The organism is Synechococcus lacustris Maggiore-St4-Slac, assembly GCF_024345595.1.
Lineage (GTDB): Bacteria > Cyanobacteriota > Cyanobacteriia > PCC-6307 > Cyanobiaceae > Synechococcus_D > Synechococcus_D lacustris.
Genome location: NZ_JAGQBK010000015.1, coordinates 26,936 through 44,787, shown reverse-complemented (window position 1 = coordinate 44,787; position 17,852 = coordinate 26,936). Strand labels below are relative to the sequence as shown.

Genomic DNA, 17,852 nt, shown 5'->3' with positions numbered 1-17,852 from the left:
GATTTGATGCAAGCCCATGTGAGTGTGGAAAACGAATTTCCAGAAGATTTATTCAATGCAATGGCAGTTTTTATCCAACAACACCCTGAATGGGATCAATACCGCCTGGTCCAAGCGTCGGTGGCAGCATTCCTATTTCAACAGGGCAGCAAGGAACCAGCAGTAGTACAGCACTACCTAAATGGTTTATTCCAACGGCCACGGCAAACCCAGGCACAAGTCCAACAAAGATGACCTCTTTTTAATGCGGAAAGGGGGAGTTCTCTAGGCCAAGGGTTTCAAACAACAATCCCTATTGCGAATCGCTATTACGAATCGTTATTTAGCACCGTTAAATACAGGCCTGATTACCCCACTCCGCCATTCAGCTTCATATCCAAAACGCTGGAGCAGATCAATTCGTTGCTGGAAACAACCTGATTTGGTATTGAACCTCCCCCGTTTTCAAGGACAGTCAGTCAAGAGTCTCCACTACACTGACCGACCAAAACATCATGAACCCAATGACCACGCGGCCCCGGCGCCGTTACACCGATGAGCAGAGGGCTGAGGCCGTTGAACTCTGCATCAAGGAGAACCTTCCTTGCAGCCAAGTAGCCAAACGGCTTGACCTTCATCCCAGCATCCTTTCCCGCTGGGTGCGACAGGCCCGCATAGACCGTGGGGAGGCCCTGCCTGTTGATCATGGTTTGCTTAATAGCGCCGAACGAGAAGAACTAAGCAGGCTCCGCAAGGAGAATCGTGAACTGAGGAGAGAAAAAGATTTTTTCAAGCTGGCGGCAGCACACTTTGCCCGGGAGCAGTTGCCGCAGAAAGGTTTCGGTTGATCCAGCAATTGCAGGATCAGTTCCCGATTCTGTGGATGGTCAAGAAGCTAAACGTGGCCCGTAGTGGTTACTACAGCTGGCTACAGCGGCAAAGTAACCCAGGCAAAAGAGCCCAGCAGGATTAGGAGATTGCTGCGGATATTGAGCTGGTATTCAAAACCCATCGCCGCCGTTATGGCTCCCCTCGGATCCACCAGGAACTGCGTGAAAATGGCCGGCATATCAGCCGTAAACGGGTCGAGAGGCTCATGAAGAGGCAGGGTATGCAAGCCAGATGCCGCAAGCGGTTTCGGGCCTGCTCTAAGCCAGAAATTGATAGTAAAGTCGCCGAGAACCTGCTTGATCGCCAGTTCAACCCATCAGAACCAAACCGCTATTGGTGTGGTGATATCACCTATGTGCGCACCTGCGAAGGCTGGCGTTACTTGGCGGTGTGGATGGATTTGTATTCCAGACGCATAGTCGGCTGGATACTTGGCAGCAGTATGGAGGCCAAACTGGTAACAGAAGCCCTCAACCGCGCCCTGGGTTTACGAAAGATAAATCCCGACCAATTGCTTATACATACCGACCAAGGAAGTCAATATACCGGAGGGAAATACCAGGAGCTACTGAAGGCAAAAAAGATCAGCTGCAGTATGTCTGGCAAGGGTAACTGCTGGGATAATGCAGCAATGGAGAGCTTCTTCTCTACTTATAAACTAGAAAATGACCTTGATGACAACAGCAAAATATTGCTCAACACCTGGGAGCTGCAGCGTGAAACCGCCTATTGGATTGAGGGTTATTACAATCGAGAACGCCGTCATTCAAGCATTAACTATCTCAGCCCGTTTAGTACGAAGAACGGACTCGTAAAGACCGTATAATGTATGAGATGGCGGCCTGAAGGACTGTCCACAAAAGCGGGGGAAGCTCATCCTGCCATTCGGCGTTTGATGGCAGAGGCTTTGCAGCAGCGGCGGCGGGCTCAAATTGCCCAGCGCTTCCTCAGCGGCGAGTGGGGCGTGGAGCTGGAGAGCTTTGAAGCCGATCAGCAGCGAGACCGCCAACGGGACCAGGAGTTGGTCCTGTGACCCTGCTGCTCGATACAAGCCTCTGGATCGACTTCACCCGGGCCCGCAGCCCCTTGCCCCTGAAGCAATGCATCGCCCCCTTTGTGCTGGATCCGGCCTGCCACTTGGCTGAGCCCGTGCGATTCGAGTTGCTGCGTTCAGCCAGGCTGCAGGAGGCCCGCCTGCTGGAGGCCTAGTTTGCAACCTTGCCCTGCCTGGCCACACCAGCGGATCTCTGGCAACGGGCCAGCAGCCTGGGCCAGGCCTGCCGCCAGGTCGGCCGCCACTACCCCCAACCTGATCTCGTAGAGAATGACTTGAATCAAATGGCGTCGCGGTTGAACAACACTGACGGCGCTGACGCCACTCCTCACCGCGCATCGTTACGCCTGGTGCTGGGGGAGGTCTCGGTAACGCTCCCGTTCGAGTGGATCCCCATGGGCTCCGTCAAATAGAACGACCAGTAGGGAGCCCCACAGTGGGCTGAACCGAGCCCAGCAGTCCCCCACAGCCCATGACCCTTCGCCACGGCTATTTCACGGGAGCCGGCTACACCTATGACGCCCAAAGCGAACCCTCGCCGGAACGACTGGCGTTCCTGGCCCTGCTGAACCGGCACCGGCCTCCGGAGATCTCTGGCCCCTTCCAACTGCTCGAGCTCGGCTGCGGCCAGGGCTACAACCTCTGCCTGCAAGCGGCGAACTATCCCCAGGCCCGCTTCCTCGGTATCGACTTCAACGCCCAGCACATCGCCCACGCCCGCTCCCTGGCGGCGGCGAGCGGCCTGGGCAACGTGCGTTTTGAGCAGGCCGATTTCCTCGAGCTGGAGCAGGCCGCAGATGGCGTGATTGCTTGGGGCGACTTCGATTTCACCGTGGCCCACGGGATCCTGAGTTGGGTCGCCCCGGAGGTCCGCCTCAGCTTGATGCGTCTGGCTGAACGGGCCCTGCGTCCCGGCGGCCTCTTTTTTCTCTCGTACAACACCCTGCCCGGCTGGCTGCCGATGCTGCCGTTCCAGCACTGCGTCAGCAGTTTGCAGGCCACGCTCGGGGATGGCATGCCGGCGCTCGAGGGCGCCCGGGACCTGTTTCAAGGTCTTCGCCAGGCCAATGCCCAGGTTTTTGGCACCCAGCGGGATCTGGCGCTGCGCCTCGATGGTTTGGGCAAGCTGGATCCCACCTACCTGCTGCACGAATACAACAACAGCCACTGGCAGCCGCTCTATGCCAACCAGGTGATCGAGCCCCTGCGCGAGTTGGGCTTGGGCTACCTCGGCAGCGCCAACCTGGGCGAGAACTTTGAGGGGCTGCTGCCGGTGCCCGGCCAGCAGCAGATCCAACGCCAGAGCGATCCAGCCCTGCGGGAGCTGGTGCGCGACCTGCTCACCAACCAGGCGTTCCGCCGCGATGTGTATGTCAAGGGGCTGGACCCCCTTTGGCCCCTGGAGGCTTCGGCCGCCCTCGAGCAGGTGCGGCTGTGCAGCCTGTTGGATCCAGAGGCCCTAGTCGACGAGACCAGCCATCGCTTTCCCCTTGCCTGGGGCGAGATCCAGGCCAACCGCGACTGGATTCGGGCCCTGCTTGCGGGCCTGCAGGATGGGCCCCGCTCCCTGGTCGAGCTCGGTCGCTTGATTCCCCCTGGCACGCCCCAGCTCTCGCTTGTGCCGACCGTGTCCCTCTTGCTGGGCCGCAATGCGGTGGCGCTGGTGCCGGCTGAGCGGGATCGGGTCCCCAGCCAACGCTTCAACGCCCACATCGCCGCCAGTGTCGCCGCCGGTGCCAACTACAGCGCCCTGGCCTGCCCGCTGAGCGGCAACCTCCACAGGCTGACGGCGATGGAGCTCCTTGCCCTCAACGCCCTCAACCAGGGCTGCAGCGAAGCAGGCCTAGCTGGGGCGATCGATGCCCGACTGCGGGCCCTGGACCAACCTCTGCTGCGCGATGGGCAGCCCGTGCCGGAGAGCCAGCGCCCAGCCGATCTGGAGCGCGTGGCCGACGACTTTCGCCGCCGCTGCCTGCCTTTGCTGCGCCGCCTGGGGGTGCTGGAGCGGCAGGCTTGAGGAGCTGGCCCAGGAGTGCGCAACCAGAATGGATCCATAATGGTTCCATACCCAACTGCCGGCTGCTGGGATGGCCAAAAGCCTCACGCTCAAAAACCTGCCCGAAGCCCTGCATGCGCGCCTCAGCGCCGCTGCCAGGCACCATCGCCGCAGCCTCAACAACGAAGCCATCGTCTGCCTGGAGGCTGGTCTTGCCGCTGGATCCGCTCCAGTGCAGGACCGCTTGCGTGAGATCCGGGCGTTACGGCAAACGCTAGGGACTAGCGATTTTGAGCCGACCACAATCGAGGCCTTCATGGCGGAGGGCCGCCCGTGATCGTGGTCGACACCAATGTGGTGGCCTATTTGCTACTACAGGGACCCCAAACCGCTGCCGCAGAAGCCTTGCTGGAAGCGCATCCCTCCTGGGCGGCTCCGCCGTTGTGGCGGAGTGAATGGCGCAATGTGCTGTGTGGTTACCTGCGACGCGGCAGCCTCAGCCTTGAGCAGGTGATTGCCCTGCAAGAGCAGGCCGAAACCCTGGTGATTGGCCATGAGGAGCCGGTGCAATCCGAGGCCGTGCTGTGGTTGGCAGCCAGCAGCGGTTGCAGTGCCTACGACTGTGAATTTGTCGCAGCGGCGCAACAACTCGATTCCCTTCTCGTTACAGCCGATCGCGACCTGCTCAAGGCCTTCCCTGACTTGACCAGACCCCTGCTCTGAATCTTCATCGCCGCAACACCCGCACGGGTAACAAGGACGCTGCGATCAGCAGGCTGGCCACGTTAAGCAGGGTGGTGGTCACGTCAAGATGAACTACGTCTAGTCAGGCCGACGACTTTCGCCGCCGCTGCCTGCCGCTGCTGCGCCGCTTGGGGGTGCTGGGATCCGCAGTGCTCCAACCAAACTGATCCGGCCAACCCCAGACTGAGAGCATCTCCCCAGAGCCGATGGAACTCACTGCTGTGCTCACCCCCGCTGAGGAAGGCGGGTATGTGGCCTTTAATCCCGAGACGGGCACGACAACGGAGGGAGAGTCCATCGAGGAGGCCCTCGCCAACCTGCGCGAAGCCACCTCGCTCTACCTCGAGGAGTTCCCTGCTGGTGTGAAGGGCCATCCCCTGGTGACCCTGTTCAGCGTGGCTGCCCATGCCTAAGCTGCCGCACCTGTCTGGTTAGCTGCAGCAGGCTCAAGTTGATGTGCGGGAAGTTCTTGGATTGTCTTTGAGCCTTCGCTGATTCAAACAACTGCAATCAACTGGAGAAAGATTGCGGCTGATGCCAATTCGTTGCGGAGTTTTGTTCTGAATTGATGCTCCTGAAAGCTCACGCGGCCCCACTCCGCTTGTCCCACGCCTGCCGGTAGAGCGCTTCGAGCTCCCGGGTAAAGCCGGCGTTATCCATCAGGGGCGAGGCCTGCAGTTTGGCGCGCAGGCCGCTGCGAATTGTCGCCAGCGCTTGGGGATCGGCGGCGAGGCGTTGGGCGATGGCGATGTACTGCTCGGGGCTGCGGGCGATCCAGTCGGGCCGGCCCAGGCTGGTGAGGATGCTGGCGCCGCCGCGGCTGGAGCTGCGTTCGCCCGCCAGGGTCACCAGGGGCAGCCCCATCCAGAGGGCATCGAAGCTGGTGGTGCCACCGGCAAAGGGGGAGGTATCGAGGGCGATATCGATCTGGCCGTAGGTGGCCATGTAATCGGGCCCGTTCTGATAGCCGATCAGGCTGATTCGATCGCTCGAAACCCCGCGCTCGGCGAAGAACTCCAGCAAGCCCAGGCGGGCCCGGGTTTCCTTGATGTGCAGCAGCAGCCGCGAGCCGGGCACGCTGGCCACCAGCTGGGCCCACAGCTCCCGCAACCCTTCGTTCACCTTCACGAAGTTATTCAGGCTGCCGAAGCTGACCACGCCGCTGACCAGGGAGGGGGGTGGCACCACCGCCGGGATCGGCACCATCGGCGGCGGCACGGCAAAACTCCACCAGCAGCGCGGCAGCCGCAGGGGCTGCTCGCTGAAGGGCAGCGGCCCGCCCTCGGGTGGATCGAGCACTGCATCGGTGATGCGGTAATCCATGGCGGCCAGGCCGGTGGTGCCCACATAGGCCAGGTAGGTGATCTGCACCGGTGCCGGCTTGCGGGCGAACAGGCCCGGGCGGCAATCGCGGGCATACATGGTGAGGTCGATCAGCAGGTCGATGCCATCGGCGCGGATGAGATCGGCCAGGGATGCATCATCGAGCGGGTGGACATCGCGCCAGTGCTCGATGTGCTTGGCAATCTCGCTGGTGAAGCCATCCTTGAGATAGCGCGATGAGTAGGCGAAGATCTCAAATTGGCTCTGGTCGTGGTGCTCCAGCACCGGCAGCAGGAAGCGCGCCACCGGATGCATCCAGAAATCGGGCGACACATAGCCCAGCCTCAGCCGGCGCGCGCCGATTGGAGCTGGTGCCAGGGCAAGGGCCCCGCTGCCTAAGGCGTCGAATTTGGCCTGGGCCAGGCGCCGGGCCTCGGCGGCCAGGTGGGCATCGCTGGCGCTGGGGCTGTAGTTGAGGGCGAACAGATAGTTGGGCACAAAATCGCGGTCGTCCTGGCCCAGGTCGATGCCACGGTGGTAGCTCTCCAGGGCCAGATCCACCTCGCCCTGGTCGAAATAGGCATTGCCCAGGTTGGAGTGGGCAGCGGCGAACTCGGGATTGATCCGAATCGCTTCCAGCAGGGCCTTTTCGGCCAGGTCGGGAAAGCTGGCTTCCCGCTGGGCATTGGCCAGGTTGGCGAGGGCCTCGGCGTAATCGCTGCGCTGGGAAATGGCCCGTTCAAAGGTGGCAATGCTCTCGCTGTGGCGCCGCAGGTTGAGCAGGATGTTGCCGAGATTGTTGAGGGCCTCGGGAAAATCGCTCTGGAGCTCTAGGGCCCGGCGCAACGCCGAAGCTGCCAGCTCGTACTGGCCCAGGGCATTGAGCACGTTGCCCTTGGTGAACTGCACCTGGGCGTTTTGGGGATCCAAGGCCAGCGCCCGCCCACTCCACTGCTGGGCGGCCTGGAGCTGGTGGCCGTCGAGCTCGACCTGGGCCAGGTTGGAACAGGTTTCGGCCGCCAGCGAGGCATTGGCCGGATCGCTGGGCGGGGCCAGCTCCAGGGCGGTTTTCAGGGCGGCCGCTGCCCCGGCTAGGTCCCCTTGGTTCTTGCGCGCCAGACCGAGGTTGTTCCACGCCTCGGCAAACTGCGGTTGCAGGGCCAGGCAGCGCTCTAGGGCCTGGATGGACTCGGGCCAACGCGCGAAGCGCCCCTGGGCATCCGCTAAGTGAAACCAGCTCGCCGCGTCATCGGGCGCCAGGGCCATGGCCCGTTCGGCCGCCGCCAGGGCCTGGTCGCGCCGGTTAGCGCGCAGCTCCATGGCGGCGAGCTTTTGCCAGGCGAGCACGAAGTTGGCCTGGGCGGCTGTGGCCTGGCCAAAGCTGGCGGCCGCCTCACTCCAGCGGCCATAGAGCTGGTAGAGATGGCCCAAGTTATAGAGGGCCAGGGCGTCGCCGGGTTCCTGGGCCAGGGCGCGCTGGTAGGCCGCCTCGGCCTCCTGGGGCCGTTGCAGATCCTTGAGCAGGTTGCCCAGGTTCACCCAGTAGAAGGGCTCAGCCGCTTCGCTTTGCACCGCTGTTTGCAGGTGCTCGAGCGCGGGCCCGGGGTTGCCCCTCTGGTGCTCCAGCAACCCCAGGTAGTGATGGGCCGCAGCGCTATGGGGATCGCGGGCCAGAATCGCTCCATAGCCTTGGCGCGCCTGCTCCAACTGACCCTGCTGATGCAGGGCAATCGCTGCGGCCAGAGGGCCGTTTGGCACGGAAGCCATCGCCGATTCCCTAGAAGCCTGCTGACGGCTCTGGGCTGTCGAGGGGCAGATTAAATAGGGCCGCGAGTTCGGGGTCCGGATCGCCGTTGAAGGTGATCAGGTTGAGCTCCAGGTTGCCCTGCTGGCAGAACATCGGGCTGAAGCCACTGGCTTCCACCACATTGGCGAGGGTGCGGCTGCTGAAGCCGGTGCGATGGGCGTAATAATCCTGGCCGCTTTGGGCGATCATGCCGCCGTGGCCGAATAGCACATCGAGCGGGGTGATCGGACCCATGGGCGATTCGTAGAGCAGGCCATCGAGGTCGATGCCTTGCTGGACGCAGGCGAGCATCAGCTCCTGGAGATCGGGCACGATGATGTGGGCCAGGCCGCCGGGCTTGAGCACATGGCGAAAGCCGGCCAGCACCACGGGCACTTCGTGCTGGCGCACATGCTCGAGGTTGTGGGAGCAATAGATGGCATCAAATTGCTGCGGCTCCAGGCTGGTGAGCTCTCTCACGTCGAGCACGATGTCGGCGCCGACCCCGGGATCGAGATCAAGCAGAACCTGCTCGAACGATGCGTAGGGGGCAGGTAGGGGGATGCCGTGGGACTGGCCGCCCACATTCAGGACCCGTCTCTGCTGTGTCACGACGTCGACCATGGGGGACTAGTGACAGACAATTTTAAAATCCTAACAGAAGTTGTGCATTTACAACACAAAATAGATCATATTTATACGGCAAACTATTATATTTAATTGAATGTGAATGCAAATGTGCATATAAAGCAATTCGGCAAATTGCTGTCCGAACGATAACCATGGCTAATGGCTAGGGCCACCAGCCTGCAGTGATGACCAGCTATAAATAACTAATTAAATTGTATGATGTCCGAAGCCGTTACCGCCTTGCCCTCCAGCCAGGGTAAAGGGGCTTCTGACCTCTATGCCGCCAAAACTGGCGGTACGGCCGCTGCGCCGCCGCCAGCCGGCGCCCCCTTCGACCTAGTACTGCTCAGCGCCGAGCTAGCCGGTTCCGTGCCGCCAGAGGAGCTCGCCGGCGCGCGGGTGGTGGTGCTGGAGGCGGGCCGCGATGGGATTGGCCAGATCGGCGCTGCCCTGGCCGCCCATCCGGGCGCCGCGGTCGTTCGCGTCATCAGCCACGGCGAACCGGGCGCGCTGCTCTTGGCGGGACAGCGGAACAGCACTACCACCCTGGCGGAGCGGGCGGATGACCTGGCCGGCTGGCGCCAGCACCTGGCTTCCGGGGCCGAGATCCTGCTTTACGGCTGCTGCGTGGCGGCCTCGAGCGAGGGGCGCAGTTTGGTTGATGGGCTCGCGGCACTCACGGGGGCCGCGGTGGCCGCCAGTGTCACCCCCACCGGTTCGGCCGCCCTGGGCGGTGATTTAACGCTGGCCTATCGGAGCGGGCCGATTGCGGCAACCAGCGAACGCTTCTGCCAGGCCTGGGACCAATCGGGCCTGATCTTGGCGGCACCGGTGTTCACCAGCTCTGACAGCGCCGATTTCATCACGGGTGTGAAGGGATCGTTTGCTCTGGGGGCTACCGGATCGACAACCTATTCGATTGCTCAAAAGACCTTTTTTGCCTCTGATTTCGCAACCCTTCCCTCGGAGTGGATCACCAGAGGCTCGGCCTCAACCAATGGCGGCGCGTGCGTACTCAACCCGGCCACCGCCAATACTGCCGGCTCGATCGTTCTGCCCATGCTGGGCGCCAGTAGCCCCGGCTCCTTCACCGCATCTTTCGACTACACCGCTGCCAATGTCACCGCCACTGGTAACACCGGATTCGGAACCAGCTTCAACTACGGCGTGCTCAGCGCCAATACAGGCAGCCCAATCGGCATGATCACCAGCAACGGCCTCGTGGTCAGCCTGTTAGATCCCTACCTTAGGACAGGTGGCAACACAGCACCCGCACAAATCGAGGTGCGCTGGAACGGCATATTCATCGGCGCGGCACCCATCACCTTGGGCAACGGGGCCAAGCCGGTAGAAATCAAGCTCGACGGCGCCAACTTCCTCACCGTCAGCTACGACGGCACCCGGCTCCTCTATATGAACCTGGCCGGCAAGGTGAATGCCGCCGACCGGTCCAATTGGCAGTTCGCCATGGGTGCCAGCAACGGCTCCAGCAACCAAAGTAGCCACACGATCGACAACCTATCGATCGTTTCCAATGGCGTGCTGCCCACGGGCCTAAGCCTCGATTCCAGCGGCACCATCAGCGGCACCCCCGCCACCACCGCTCTCGCCGGCACCCAGGTGTTCAACGTGGTGGCCACCAATGCCGATGGCGCCACCTCCCAACAAATCAAGCTGAACCTCGCCTCCGGCGGGCCCAACTTCACCAGCCCGGCCAGCAATCCGGTGCTGCCCGGGGTGCCCACCACCATTGCGATCGCGGCCCCCGGCGCCCTAGGCGCGACCACCTACAGCGTGGCGCCCCAGACCTTCATCAGCACCACGCTGGCCAACGCCGGCACCCTGGCAGACGGGTCCGGTATCAACGGCTCTTCCAGGTTCAATGCAGGCACCTTGGAGCTGTCGCAAAATATAGCTAGCCAGACCGGCATGGTTCAATTCCTGGTCCAGGGCACCCAGAACCCCACGGCGTTTTCCGCCAGCTTCGACTACAAGGTGGGCGGCGGCACCACCACGGTTGGCGGCGGCGGCATCAGCTTCAACTACGGCGCCCCTGGCGACACCACCAGGGGCCTGCGGGTCAACCTCACTGAACTCGTTGGCACCAGCAATGCCAACTTGCAGGTGGCTGTTTATGCAGGTGACACTTTATTAAGTCCCGCCGCCACCATCCCCAACCCTTTCACCGCCACTCTGTATGCAAGTAGCAGTCCCTACTTACCCGTCAGGTTGGCAATGAGCGCCGAGGGGCGCGTGCAGGTGTGGATCAACAATGTATTGGTGTCCGACGCCGGAACTTTTACCAATTGGCAAACCACCGATAAGTCGTTGTGGGCCTTCAGCCTCACGGGCACCACCGGCGCCAGCAATAACAACTTCCACACCATTAAGAATCTGGTGATTGGCACCAATGGGGTGTTGCCGCCGGGCCTGAGCTTCGATACCACCACCGGCGAGATTAGCGGCAAGGTGGGCATCGGCACCGCGGTGGACCAATACGTCAATGTCACGGCCAGCAACGCCGCGGGCATCACCATGCAGCTTCTCAAGCTGGATGGGAGCCCCAGCAACACCCTGCCCGGCCAGCGCCCGGGCACGGGCACCAGCCTCGGCGGCCCCAATGCCCTTGGTGCCACCGGCGAGCAGTTCCGCAACCTCAGCGCTTTCGCGGCGCTCACCAAGGACGGCTCGGTGTCGGTGTGGGGCAACACCGCCAACGGCGGCAAGCAAGCCGATGCGCCCACCGGCACCGGCTACACCGTCATTACGTCCAACGAGAAGGCCTTCGCCGCGCTCAAAAACGACGGCTCGATTTTCTCGTGGGGCTTTACAGGCAACGGCGGTACCGGCGAGCCGACGGGCACCGGCTACCAGATGATTTCGGCCAGCCGAGACGCCTTTGCTGCCATCAAAAATGATGGCAGCATCACCGCCTGGGGCAACACCGCCAACGGTGGCACCTTTAGCGCCACCAGCGCTGCCTCACCCACAGGCACCGGCTACATCCGCATTTACGCCAACGGTGGCGGCTTCGCGGCGCAAAAGATCGATGGCACGATCAGGTCCTGGGGCAACGCCAACAGCATCGGCACAAGCGCCCTTTCTGCCACCACGGCGTTCGCTCCCCGCGTCACCGTCAACGATAACCAGTCAGGCACCGCCTCCTACGGCGCATTCGCGACCACCGACTCAAAGGGCGAAATCACCGCCTGGGGTTCGACTGGTACTGCTACCAATACCGGCGGTACAGGCAGACCCACGAGCTCTGGCTTAGTGGATATTGTCAACACCAGCCGGGCCATGGCGGCGATCGACGCCAATGGCAACATCTATGCCTGGGGCGATTCGGCCTTCGGCGGCGCCACCTTGGCTACCGCCCCGGCCTACCTGAAGGCCCCCACCGACAGCGGCTACCGCCAGATCTACGGCAACTCCTCCGCATTCGTGGCGATCCGACAGGACGGCTCGCTTGCCTCCTGGGGCAACTCGAACTTTGGCGGCTCCAACGCGCCCACCGGCACCGGCTTTGTGCAGGTCTATAGCACCCTCAACTCGTTCGCGGCCATGAAGGCCGATGGCTCCATCAAGGTGTGGGGCAATACCGGCGAAGGTAACACCTCTTTAGCCCCTGCGGGCATCGGCTACACCAACATTTTCAGCAGCCAAGGCGCCTTTGCCGCCATCAAGGCCGACGGCACCGTCACCGTGTGGGGCAGCACCCTCGCAGGTGGCACCAACGGGCCTGCCGGCACCGGCTGGGTGGAAATCACCAGCTCGGGCACAGCCTTTACCGCCCGCAAGAGCGATGGCACGCTCTATTCGTGGGGCTCATCCCTGGCTGGCGGCACCGGCGCACCCACCGGCAACTTCCTCACCGTGCAGTCGCCCACGCTGTCAGCGCCTTACTTCCCGCAATCCGCCGGCGCGCCAGTCAGCCTCAGTGTCAATCAGACACAGCAATCGCAGGTGTTCCTGGGCATTCAGGGCGATGGCCTCAACTTCACCATCACCAGCGGCACCCTGCCCGTCGGCTTGAAGCTCGATGCTGCCACCGGCTGGATCTACGGCAACCCGGCCGAACCGGGCAGCTTCCCGCTCACGATTAACGCCACCAGCGCTGCCGGCAGCATCACCCAAAACTTCAACCTCAGGGTGGAAAGTTCGCTGCTGCCCAACCAGCGCCAGGGCGCGGGTGCCGTTTACAGCATCGGCTCGGGCGCGGAATACGCCAACGGGGGGGCCTTTGCCGGCCTTACTGCCAACGGCGGCGTCCACTCCTGGGGCCAAGGTATTTTTGGCGGCACAGGCGAACCCACCGGCACCGGCTACACCCAGATCACCTCCAACTTGGATGCCTATGCCGCCCTTAAATATGATGGCAGCATCGAAGCTTGGGGTAGCAGTAACGGTGGCACTGGCGAGCCCACTGGCAGCGGTTACACCAAGATCTACGCTTCACAATATTCGTTCGCCGCCCTCAAGGCCGACGGCAGCATCACCGCCTGGGGCAACACCAATTCCGGCAATAGCAACGCGCCCACGGGCACCGGCCATACCAAAATATATTCGACACAAAATGGGTTTGCCGCCCTCAAGGCCGACGGCAGTATCTCCAGCTGGGGCAGTTCGCTGGGTGTGGTGGGTACTCCTACTGGCAGCGGCTATACCAGCATTACTCCCAACGGCGGTGCCTATGCGGCGCTCAAAGCCGACGGCAGCATCACCGCCTGGGGCAACACCAATTCCGGCGGTAGCAACGCGCCCACGGGCACCGGCTACACCAGGATCTTTGCCAATAATGGCTCCTACGCGGCGCTCAAAATCGATAGCAGCATTGCCGTGTGGGGCAACAGCAACCATGGCGGAACCAACGGGCCAACAGGGATCGGCTTTGTCGATGTCTGGTCCACCGAGAAAGGTTTTGCCGCCATGAAAACCGATGGCTCCCTCGTCTCGTGGGGCGCCTCGGGTACCATTGGCTTCGCCACACCCACAGACACCGGCTTTACCCAGGTCTTTTCCACCTTCGGATCTTTCGCGGCGCTGAAGGCCGACGGATCCATCGTCTCGTGGGGCACCACCGATAGCGGTGGCACCGGCGTGCCCACGGGCACCGGCTTCACCACCATCTACTCCAACAGAGATGCCTTCGCCGCCATGAAGGCCGACGGCAGCATCACCGTTTGGGGTAAAGCCTCCTCGGGTGGCTACTACAGCCCCACCAGCAGTCTCTCGCCCACCGGCACCGGCCACACCCAGATCTTCAGCCGCCAAGCGGGCTTCGTTGCCATGAAGGCCGATGGCACTGTTTCTCTTTGGGGTACAGGTATGGATGGCGGCTCGTCTCTGGTGGCGTACGCATCCATTCAAAACGCCACCGCAGTGGTTCCCGCCCGCCAGTTCGGCGTGACCGGCAACCTGCCGGCTGCCCGAATCGGCACCCCGCTGGCCACCCAGGCCGCTGGAATCAATGGCGTGGCGGGCTACCAGGTGGGCGCCAACATGGGCCTTGGCCTGGGTAGCGCCATCACCAGCGGCAGTCTGCCTGACGGACTCAGCCTCAATGTCGCCACCGGCTTTTTGGAAGGCACGCCCACCAAAACCGGCACCTCCAACTTCACCGTTACCACCTACAACGCCAGCGGCGAATCGAGCCAGGCCTATTCCTTGACGGTTATGGCTGCCAGCACCTCCGCCGCGGCCCCCACTTTCAACCCAACCAAACCGATCGGCTACGCCAACTACGCCGTCGGCCAAGCCGCCACCTACGACCTGAGCGCGACTTCGACTGTGCCCGGTACGGTGAATTACGCGCTGATCGCCGGTGCCCTGCCCACCGGTATGAATCTTGATATCAAGGGCAGTGTGACTGGCACGCCCACCACCCCCGGCAACTACCAGTTCACCCTGGCCGCCAGCGATAGCAAGGGCGTGGCGGCCCAAACCTTCACCATCAAGGTGAGCGACAACACGCTGCCCAACCAGCGCACTGGCCAGTATTCCAGCATCGATACCCTGAGCAGCGGAACCCAGGGGTTGAACGAGAGCGCCTTCGCCGCCCTCAGGCCCGATGGCACGATCACCACCTGGGGTGACCGCACCTATGGCGGCTTCGGGGCGAGTGGCGTGCCTACCGAGGCTGGCTATGTGCTGATCGCCCAGACTTCACGCGCCTTCGCCGCGCTGCGTTTCGATGGTTCCATCAAGGCGTGGGGCAACACCGATTACGGCGCACTGGGCGCGCCCACCGGCACCGGCTTCACCCGCTTGTGTTCCAATGGCTCAGCCGTCGCCGCCATGAAGGCCGATGGCAGCATCATCACCTGGGGAGCTGACCTAGCGGGCGGCACCGGCGAACCCACAGGAACCGGTTACACGCAGATCTTCACCAACAGCCAAGCCATGGTGGCCATGAAGAGCGATGGCAGCCTGGTCGCCTGGGGCGCCACCGGCAATGGCGGCACCGGCGCGCCCACCGGCACCGGCTATGTCACCATCACTTCCAACGCCAGCGCTTTCGCGGCGCTGAAGTCGGACGGTTCGATCACCGCCTGGGGCAACAGCACCACTGGCGGCACCGGTGCGCCCACCAACAACAGCTACACCGCCATCTATGCCAACCCCAACGCCTTTGCGGCGCTGCGCGCCGATGGCACCATCGCCACCTGGGGCTCCACGAACACCGGCGATAATCCGTTCACCGGCGGCAGCAACTTCATCAGCGTTGCGGCCACCGGGTCGGCATTCGCCGCGCTGACATCTGATGGCACCCTCACGGCCTGGGGTAATACCAGCAACGGCGGCGCGACCAACTTCCCCAAGGGCATCAACTTCACCGCCATCTATTCCAACAAAAGCGCTTTCGCGGCCCTAAGAAAAAATGGCACCATTGAATCTTGGGGTAACGTCGCCAGCTTTGAGGGCTCGCCATCGGCCACCGGCTACACCCAGATCTATTCCAACGAACAGGCGTTCACCGCCCTTAGGAACGATGGCACGCTCGTCTCGTGGGGCAATTCCAACTTTGGCGGCAGGGGTAAGGGGTCAATGAGCACCGGCTTCACCTCGGTTTACTCGACCAATACTTCGTTCGTGGCCCAAAGAATCGATGGCAGCGTGAGGGCCTGGGGTAACACCGTAAACGGCGGCGCCGGCGCGCCAATAAGCACAGTCACGGGCCTGACGGTCAGCTCGGCACGGGCAGCGATCCCGTACCAGCAATCCGGCACCACCGGCGACCTGCCCACGGCCTACCTTCGCACACCGATCGGCCCCGACGGTGGCGCCGGCCCGGCGGCCTATCAGGTGGGCGCCATCAGCCAGGGAGCCTATTACCGCATCACCGCCGGCGCCCTGCCGGGTGGCTTGTCCCTCGACCCGGCCACCGGTTTCCTGTTCGGCACGCCCTCCGGCCTGGCGGGCACCTATTCGTTCACCGTCACCAGCACCAGCGCGGTGGGGTCTACGGCCCAGGCGTATGCGCTGGAGGTGAAACAGCCACTTTCGGTGATTTTGCCCAACCAGAGGGTGGGCAGCGGGGCTGTGTACAGCGCGGGGTCCGGCCAGTCTGCAAGTAATTTCGCAGCCTTTGCGGCGCTGAAGGCCGACGGTTCGATCAGTGCCTGGGGCAACGCTGGTGCTGGTGGCAGCAACGCACCCACCGGCACCGGTTTCACGCAGGTCTTCTCCAACAAAAACGCATTCACGGCGTTGAAGGACGACGGTTCGATCAGCGCCTGGGGCAGTTCTGCCTACGGTGGCAGCAACGCACCCACCGGCACCGGTTTCACGCAGGTCTTTTCCACTAACACTGCCTTTGCGGCGCTGAAGGCCGACGGTTCGATCAGTGCCTGGGGCAGCACAAATGCTGGCGGCACCGGCGCCCCCACCGGCAGCTTTGCCACCGTGCAATCGGCCCTGGTGAGCGACCCGGCGTTTGCCGCTTTCCCGGCCAATTCGGCATTTTCGGCTAAGGCGAATCTGCCCTTCTTTGCCAACCTCGGCGCCCAGGCTGTGGGCGCCCGCTATGAACTAACGGTGGGCAGTTTGCCTGCGGGGATGACCCTCGATGCCACCACCGGCGTGCTGAGCGGCTCCCCCACCAGCAAGGGCACCTTCCCGTTCATTCTGTCGGCCTCCAGCCCGGCGGGCACCGCCTCGCAGACCTTCAACCTGGTGGTGGAAGGGAGCTCGGCGCCCTCGTTCACTAGCGGCGCCGCTAGCACCTTCACCGTGGGCACGGCGAAGCCCTTCACCGTCGTTGCGACCGGGGACCCCGCGCCCACCTACGCCGTGTCTGGGACTACTCCCCTCCCCAGCGGCCTAACCCTCAACGCCACCACCGGAGTGATCAGCGGCACACCCGTGGCGGGCACCGGCGGCGTCAGCAACCTAATCATCACCGCTACCAATAGCGCCGGAAGCACCAACCAGGACTTCAAGCTGACGTTGAATCAGGCACCCGCCATCACGAGCGTGGCCAGCAAAACCGTACAAACAGGCACTTCCGGCAGCTTCAACTTCACCGCCAGCGGCTACCCCGCCCCCAGATTCAGCACCAATGGCCCCCTGCCCACCGGTGTGACCCTGACAAGCACTGGTGAGTTGAGTGGCACTCCGGCAGCAGGCAGCGGTGGTGTTTATAACTTCACCGTTACGGCGGGCAACGGCTCCGGTGTCAATGCCAGCCAGAGCTACACTCTCACCGTTAACGCCCTGCCTACGTTCACCAGCGTCAACAGTGCCAGCTACGTCGCGGGAACTGAGGGCACCTTCACCGTTGCCGCGAGCGGCTACCCCACGGCAGTCACCTACGGGCTGGCTTCCGGCAGCAACCCCCTCCCCGCCGGCGTGACGCTTAACAGCAGCACCGGCGTGCTCAGCGGCACCCCCACGGCGGACGGCGGCGCTTATACCGTCACCCTCGAAGCCAGCAACGGCGCCGGCAGCACCACCCAGACCTTCAGGGCCAATGTGGGCGCGCCCCCCGTGATCACCAGCGCCGCCAGCGGCAGCTTCAATCCCGGCAGCGCCGGCAGCTTCAGCTTCACTGCCAGCGGCTATCCCGCCCCAAGCTTCTCCGTCAGCTCGGGGAAACTGCCCGAAGGTGTCAGCCTCAACGCCGCAACCGGCCTGCTCAGCGGCACCCCGGCGGTGGGCAGCGGTGGCGTTTATCCGTTCACCGTGACGGCCACCAACGGCATTTCCGAGGCCAGCAAGGCCTTCACGCTGACCCTTGGCGCCTTGCCCGCCACGGCCTTAAAGATCTTGGCCCCATCTGCAGTGGTGAGCGGCAGTGGTAATCGCTATGAGGTGCAAGCGGTTGATGCCTCCGGCAACGTCGACACCACCGCCACCGGCCTGGTAACGCTGGTGGCTACCGGTTCGGGCAGCTTGGAAAAAGCTGGCAGCACCGGTGACCTCACCGCCAGCTTCACCAATGGCGTTGC

General features: G+C 63.0%; 13 protein-coding genes (1 of these 13 cut by a window edge). 10 read left to right on the top strand and 3 right to left on the bottom strand.

Going from position 1 to position 17,852, the window contains the following annotated elements; all coding sequences use genetic code 11:
• On the top strand, positions 1-234 hold a 234-nt coding region (locus tag KBY68_RS10130), incomplete at its 5' end, for a DUF2811 domain-containing protein (protein ID WP_390634988.1).
• A gap of 269 nt (positions 235-503) precedes the next feature.
• Positions 504-827 carry a transposase gene (locus tag KBY68_RS10125; RefSeq protein ID WP_181926349.1) on the top strand — a complete coding sequence of 108 codons (324 nt, stop codon included), beginning with the start codon at positions 504-506 and terminating at the stop codon, positions 825-827.
• 80 nt (positions 828-907) lie between these two features.
• Here the strand turns inward: KBY68_RS10125 and KBY68_RS12325 are convergent, their stop codons facing one another.
• Positions 908-1,096, bottom strand: coding sequence for a hypothetical protein (locus tag KBY68_RS12325; RefSeq protein ID WP_255097056.1), 189 nt, complete (start codon positions 1,094-1,096; stop codon positions 908-910).
• On the opposite strand from KBY68_RS12325, the gene KBY68_RS10115 reads away from it, so the two are divergent.
• The 7 genes from KBY68_RS10115 (at position 1,016) to KBY68_RS10085 (ending at position 5,077) form a co-directional block, all read left to right on the top strand.
• A complete protein-coding gene (locus tag KBY68_RS10115; protein WP_255097058.1) occupies positions 1,016-1,696 on the top strand; it encodes an IS3 family transposase in 681 nt (226 codons plus the stop codon). The two genes, KBY68_RS12325 and KBY68_RS10115, sit on opposite strands and share 81 nt — an antisense overlap.
• Before the next feature lie 3 nt (positions 1,697-1,699).
• Positions 1,700-1,903: a hypothetical protein gene (locus tag KBY68_RS10110; protein WP_255097055.1), complete on the top strand. Its 204-nt coding sequence runs from the start codon at positions 1,700-1,702 to the stop codon at positions 1,901-1,903.
• The gene (locus KBY68_RS10105; RefSeq protein ID WP_255097054.1) at positions 1,900-2,079 is read left to right on the top strand and encodes a PIN domain-containing protein; all 180 of its coding nucleotides are present in this window, start codon (positions 1,900-1,902) and stop codon (positions 2,077-2,079) included. Before KBY68_RS10110 ends, KBY68_RS10105 begins: the two co-directional genes overlap by 4 nt.
• Positions 2,080-2,396: 317 nt before the next feature.
• Positions 2,397-3,941, top strand: a complete 1,545-nt coding sequence (locus KBY68_RS10100; protein ID WP_255097053.1) for a class I SAM-dependent methyltransferase — start codon at positions 2,397-2,399, stop codon at positions 3,939-3,941.
• Between the two features lie 70 nt (positions 3,942-4,011).
• Positions 4,012-4,257, top strand: coding sequence for a FitA-like ribbon-helix-helix domain-containing protein (locus tag KBY68_RS10095; RefSeq protein WP_255097052.1), 246 nt, complete (start codon positions 4,012-4,014; stop codon positions 4,255-4,257).
• Positions 4,254-4,643, top strand: coding sequence for a type II toxin-antitoxin system VapC family toxin (locus KBY68_RS10090; protein WP_255097051.1), 390 nt, complete (start codon positions 4,254-4,256; stop codon positions 4,641-4,643). Before KBY68_RS10095 ends, KBY68_RS10090 begins: the two co-directional genes overlap by 4 nt.
• Positions 4,644-4,870: 227 nt before the next feature.
• Positions 4,871-5,077 carry a type II toxin-antitoxin system HicB family antitoxin gene (locus KBY68_RS10085; protein ID WP_255097050.1) on the top strand — a complete coding sequence of 69 codons (207 nt, stop codon included), beginning with the start codon at positions 4,871-4,873 and terminating at the stop codon, positions 5,075-5,077.
• A 169-nt stretch (positions 5,078-5,246) separates the two neighbouring features.
• On the opposite strand, the gene KBY68_RS10080 is transcribed toward KBY68_RS10085, so the two are convergent.
• A complete protein-coding gene (locus KBY68_RS10080; RefSeq protein WP_255097049.1) occupies positions 5,247-7,754 on the bottom strand; it encodes a tetratricopeptide repeat protein in 2,508 nt (835 codons plus the stop codon).
• 10 nt (positions 7,755-7,764) lie between these two features.
• Complete coding sequence (locus tag KBY68_RS10075; protein WP_255097048.1) at positions 7,765-8,397, bottom strand: class I SAM-dependent methyltransferase; 633 nt, start codon at positions 8,395-8,397, stop codon at positions 7,765-7,767.
• 225 nt (positions 8,398-8,622) lie between these two features.
• On the opposite strand from KBY68_RS10075, the gene KBY68_RS10070 reads away from it, so the two are divergent.
• A protein-coding gene (locus tag KBY68_RS10070; protein WP_255097047.1) for a putative Ig domain-containing protein crosses the window boundary here: on the top strand, positions 8,623-17,852 show its start. 16,645 nt of this gene lie beyond the right edge of the window; only the first 9,230 of its 25,875 coding nucleotides appear in the window; the start codon lies at positions 8,623-8,625; its stop codon lies beyond the right edge, outside the window.